Annotated in this window: 5 protein-coding genes and 1 pseudogene; all 6 read left to right on the top strand. The window is 75.7% G+C overall.

Annotation, left to right across the window (positions count from 1 at the left end; genetic code table 11):
* Positions 1–118: 118 nt before the first annotated feature.
* Positions 119–505 (top strand): STAS domain-containing protein, encoded by a 387-nt coding sequence (locus BZL64_RS07370; RefSeq protein ID WP_086767316.1) that lies wholly within the window; start codon positions 119–121, stop codon positions 503–505.
* A 261-nt stretch (positions 506–766) separates the two neighbouring features.
* The gene (locus tag BZL64_RS07365) at positions 767–1666 is read left to right on the top strand and encodes an STAS domain-containing protein (protein ID WP_167396101.1); all 900 of its coding nucleotides are present in this window, start codon (positions 767–769) and stop codon (positions 1664–1666) included.
* On the top strand, positions 1663–2079 hold the full coding sequence (locus tag BZL64_RS07360) for an STAS domain-containing protein (protein WP_086767312.1): 417 nt from the start codon (positions 1663–1665) through the stop codon (positions 2077–2079). The genes BZL64_RS07365 and BZL64_RS07360 overlap by 4 nt, the downstream gene beginning before the upstream one ends.
* A complete protein-coding gene (locus BZL64_RS07355) occupies positions 2076–2519 on the top strand; it encodes an anti-sigma regulatory factor (protein ID WP_086767310.1) in 444 nt (147 codons plus the stop codon). The genes BZL64_RS07360 and BZL64_RS07355 overlap by 4 nt, the downstream gene beginning before the upstream one ends.
* Complete coding sequence (locus BZL64_RS07350; RefSeq protein WP_086767308.1) at positions 2519–3562, top strand: ATP-binding SpoIIE family protein phosphatase; 1044 nt, start codon at positions 2519–2521, stop codon at positions 3560–3562. The genes BZL64_RS07355 and BZL64_RS07350 overlap by 1 nt, the downstream gene beginning before the upstream one ends.
* Positions 3559–4502: pseudogene (locus BZL64_RS07345) on the top strand (phosphatase); the annotation flags it as partial. The gene BZL64_RS07350 and the pseudogene BZL64_RS07345, both read left to right, overlap by 4 nt.

Below are 4502 nucleotides of genomic sequence, written 5' to 3'. Positions count from 1 at the left end.
GTCGGGGTGGCGCACGGGCCGGGGCCGGTGCGCCACCCCGACCGCCCGGATCCCTGCCACGCGGCGCGGTCGTCCGCCGGAGCGGAGAGCCCGGACCGTCAGTTTTTCGGAGGTACTCGTGTCCATCGCCCAGAACCCGCTGTCCGTCGAGGTCACCCTGCCCCGCGAGGACGTGGCCCTGGTCACGGTCGAGGGGTATCTGGACCTCGACACCGCGACGGAGTTCCAGGCCCATCTGGCGAACCAGCTCCACCACGGTCGCCGGCACTTCCTGCTGGACCTGTCGGGGGTGCCGTTCATGGACTCGTCCGGGATGAACATCATCCTGCGCGTGTACCAGGAGGCGCGGGAGCTGCCCGGCAGCGTGCACGTGATCGATCCGACGCCGGCCGTGCGCCGGGTGCTGGACCTCACCGGGGTCAGCATCACGGTCCCGATCTCGGACGAGGTGGACGACGCCCTGGCGCTGATCGACCGTCCGCAGGCGTCGCCCGAGGCGCCGTAGGCCCGGACGGCCGTCGGCCGCGTCCCCCGTGCCGCACGCCGCGCGCACCGCCGGGGATGCGGCCGACGGCCGTACAACAGTTGTCATTTGACAACTGTGCGGGGTGGGCAAGAGAGTGAGCGGGGCGGGTGGCGGGCGTCGTGCGGGTGTCGCGGTGCAGGTCGGACCGCCATGGGGGCCGGACCGCCACGGAAGGTCGAACGCCGTCCCACCGGCCGGGGCCCGGTGCACGGCGCCAGGACGCAGATGAGGAGTGAAGCAGTGCCGGAGCACGATGCGGCCGCACCGCAGGCAAGCCCGACGGACGAGGTCGGGGCCTTCCTGAACCGGCGCCGGGAGCAGATCGCCCAGCGCTGGGCCGACGAACCCCTGTTCCGCGCCGTGTTCACCGTCTCGCGCGACGAGGCGGTGGAGGCGGGCCGGAGTGTCGTCGACGCCCTCGCCCAGGTCGCCGCCTCCGGGCGGGTGGAGGACTCCGACAGCGCCGGATTCACCGTCGTGCGCGAGCAGTTGGCGCGGATGACGGCCGCCCGCTCCCGGTCCGGGATGTCCACCGCGCAGGTGTCCGGCGAGGTGGACGCCCTGCGGGCGCCCGTGGTGAACCTGCTCGTCGCCGACCTGCCCGACGTGCCGGCGGAGCGGCTGCGGGAGTCGACGGAGGCGCTGACGGTCCTGATGGGCACCCTGCGGCTGGTCGTCATGGAGACCGCGCTGACGGAGGTCCAGTCCCTCATCGACCGGCAGCAGATGCAGCTGCTGGAGGTCGCCACGCCGATCATCAGGCTCTGGGACGGCATCGTCGCCGTTCCGCTCATCGGCACCCTGGACAGCGCACGCAGCCAGGTCGTGATGGAGACCCTGCTGGAAGCGGTCGTCGACCAGCAGGCCCGCTACGCGATCCTCGACATCACCGGCGTGCCGACGGTCGACTCGCTGGTCGCGCAGCACCTCATGAAGACCGTCGCGGCGGTACGGCTGATGGGCGCGGAGTGCGTCGTCTCGGGCATCCGGCCGGCGATCGCGCAGACCATCGTGCACCTCGGCCTCGACCTCGGCACCGTCATCACCCGGGCCGGGCTCGCCGACGCCCTGGCGTACGCCCTGCACGGGCTGGGCGCCGACATCGTGCACGCGACGCCCGGTGGTGCGGGTCACCGGTGAACGACGACCTCTCCCGCGCCGGCGGGGCCCCCGTGCCGGTGCTCAGACTCGGCGACGTCCTGCTCGTCACCCTCCAGGGGGATCTGCACGACGGCACGGCGGAGCAGCTGCGGCAGGACATCGTGGCGGCGATCGCCGGCAGCCGGGTGACCGGCGTGGTCATCGACATCTCCGGGGTGGAGATCGTCGACTCCTTCCTGGGGCGGGTGCTGGCCGAGATCGCGGCCAACGCCCGGCTGCTGGCCGCGCAGACCGTGGTGGCCGGCATGCGGCCCGCGGTCGCGCTCACGCTGGTGGAACTCGGCCTCACCCTGCCGGGCCTGCGGACCGCGCTGAGCACCGGGGCCGCTCTGGAACTGCTCGGGCGGGTGGACGCCGCGGCGACGGACGGGCCGCGCCGGGAGCCCCGGTGAGCGGGACGGCCGCGGGCGTCGAGGCCCGCCTGCCGATCCGCTCCGATCTGGACCTGGTGTGGGTACGGCAGCATGTGCGGCAGGCCGCCGCCACGCTCGGCTTCGGCCTGGTCGAACAGACCAAGCTGGTCACGGCGGCGAGCGAACTGGCCCGCAACACCCTGGTGTACGGCGGGGGCGGCGAGCTGCGGGCGGTGCCGCTCACCGACGGCCGGGCCCAGGGGCTGCGGCTGGTGTTCTCCGACTCCGGGCCCGGCATCCCCGACGTGGAGCAGGCGCTGCGCGACGGCTACACCTCCGGCGGCGGTCTCGGCATGGGCCTCGGCGGCGCCCGGCGGCTCGTGCACGAGTTCGCCATCGACAGCACGCCCGGTGCCGGTACGACGGTCACCGTGACCTCCTGGGCGGCCCGGACGCCCCGGCCGCGCGAGGAACCCTGATGCCCCGGGTGTGGGACGTGCCGGTGCACGACTCGACGCGGGTGCGCGACGCGCGCGTGGCCGCGGAGGAGGCCGCGGCCCTCGTCGGCCTCGACGAGGGGCGTACGGCGGCCGCCGCGCTGGTGGCGACGGAGCTGGCCACCAACCTCCTCAAGCACGCCCGCGGCGGGCAGCTCCTCGTCGACATGGTCCCGCCGCCCGCCGGACGGGGCGGGGTCGTCGTGCAGATAGCGGCCGTCGACCACGGTCCGGGCATGGCCGACGTGCCGACCGCGTTCGGCGACGGGTTCTCCACGGCGGGCTCCCTCGGCGCCGGGCTGGGAACCTGCCGGCGGGTGTCCGACGGCTTCGACCTGCACAGCGTCCCCGGCCACGGCACGGTCGCGCTGGCCCGGCTCGGTGCCGCCGCGCGGACCGACCCCCGCGATCCGGCGCCCGCGCGGGCCGGCGGCGTCAACATCCCCTTCGCCCGCGCCCAGGTCTCGGGGGACGCCTGGACCTGGGTGCGGGCCGGCGACCTGCTGACGCTGATGCTCGCCGACGGGCTCGGCCACGGCCCGGAGGCGGCCCGCGCCTCCACGGCCGCCGTCGACGAGGTGCACCGCAGCGCCCAGCTGCCGCCCGCCGAGATCCTGCACCGACTGGACGTCGCACTGCGCGGCACCAGGGGCGCCGCGGTCGCGGTGGCCCAGCTCGACGTACGGTCCGAGCGGCTGCGGTTCGCCGGGATCGGCAACGTGGGGGCGCGGCTGCGCGAGGGCGACTCCTGGCGTCATCTGCTCTCCCGGCCCGGCATCGTGGGCGCGCACCGCCCGACGAGGCTGCCGGAGACCGTGGCGCCGTGGGCGGCCGACCGTCTGCTGGTCCTGCACAGCGACGGTCTGCCCAGCCGCTGGGTTCCGCCCGCCGGTGCCCGGCCGGCGACGGCCGACCCCGCGGTGACCGCGGCGGTGACCGTGCGCGACACCAGCAGTTCCGCCCGCCCGGTGCGTGACGACACCGCCGTGGCCGTCCTGTCCCCGACCCCGCCGGACCGCCCATGATGCGCACCTGGGAGATCACCAGCGTCACCGAGGCGGCGCGCGCCCGGATCGCCGCCGCGCGGCTGGCCGCCGCCTGCGGTGTCGTGCCGCTGGAGCGGACCCGGCTGGCGACCGCGCTCAGCGGGCGGCTGCGCCAGTGTCTGACCAAGGGCGGCGGCTGGCGGCTGGTCCTGGAGACCGGCGGCGGCCTGCTGCGCGTCGAGGTCGCCCCGCTCCCCGCGACCGCGGAGCCGCCGTGGCGTCTCGCCGTGCCCTGTCCCGAGCAGGCCGGCCCTGCGGGGTGCGCCGGGGTGGCGGACGACACCGGTGTCCTCGCGGAGGCCCTGCTGGGCGCCGACGAGGACACCGCCCTGGTGCTGGACCGGCTCGCCGAGCAGGAGGAGCTGGTCGCCTTCCACCGGGAGGAGCTGCATCAGACCAACCAGGGCGTCCTGGCGCTGCACGCCGAGCTGGACGCGGCCGGCCGGGCCCAGCGCGAGGCGTTCGCGGCGGAACGCACGGCCCGCCAGGAGGCGGAGAGCGCCCGGCGCAGACTGACCTTCCTCGCGGACGCCAGCGCGGTGCTGACGGCGTCCCTCAACCACGAGGAGATCGTGCGCCGGCTGCCCGAGCTGCTGGTGCCCGAGTACGCGCGCTCGGTCGACGTCTGGCTGTTCGACTCCGAGGACGACCCGCAGTCGCCCGCACCGCGCCCGGCCGCCGCCGTGGTCGCCGCCCGGACCGGCCGCCCCCAGTACGCCGCCGGCCACCCCGGCGGGCTGCCCGGCGTCGACGACCTGCCGCCGTCGGCGCTGCATCCCGACCGGCCGCTGCTGTGCGTACCGCTGCCGACGCGCCGCACGCCGCTGGGCGTGCTGACGCTGACCCCGCCGGGCGAGCGCTGGGACCCGGACGACGCCGTCATGCTGATCGAGCTGACCCGGCGGGGTCAGCGTCAGCA

The sequence above is a fragment of the Streptomyces bobili genome, from assembly GCF_002154575.1.
GTDB classification, from domain to species: Bacteria; Actinomycetota; Actinomycetes; order Streptomycetales; family Streptomycetaceae; genus Streptomyces; species Streptomyces bobili.
The sequence above is the reverse complement of the archived record's forward strand: the minus strand, read 5'-3'. Positions and strand labels throughout refer to the sequence as shown.

Excerpts from the sequence above, each read along its gene's own strand:
- BZL64_RS07350 (WP_086767308.1), top strand. The coding sequence starts at position 2,519 with ATGCCCCGGGTGTGGGACGTGCCGGTGCACGACTCGACGCGGGTGCGC.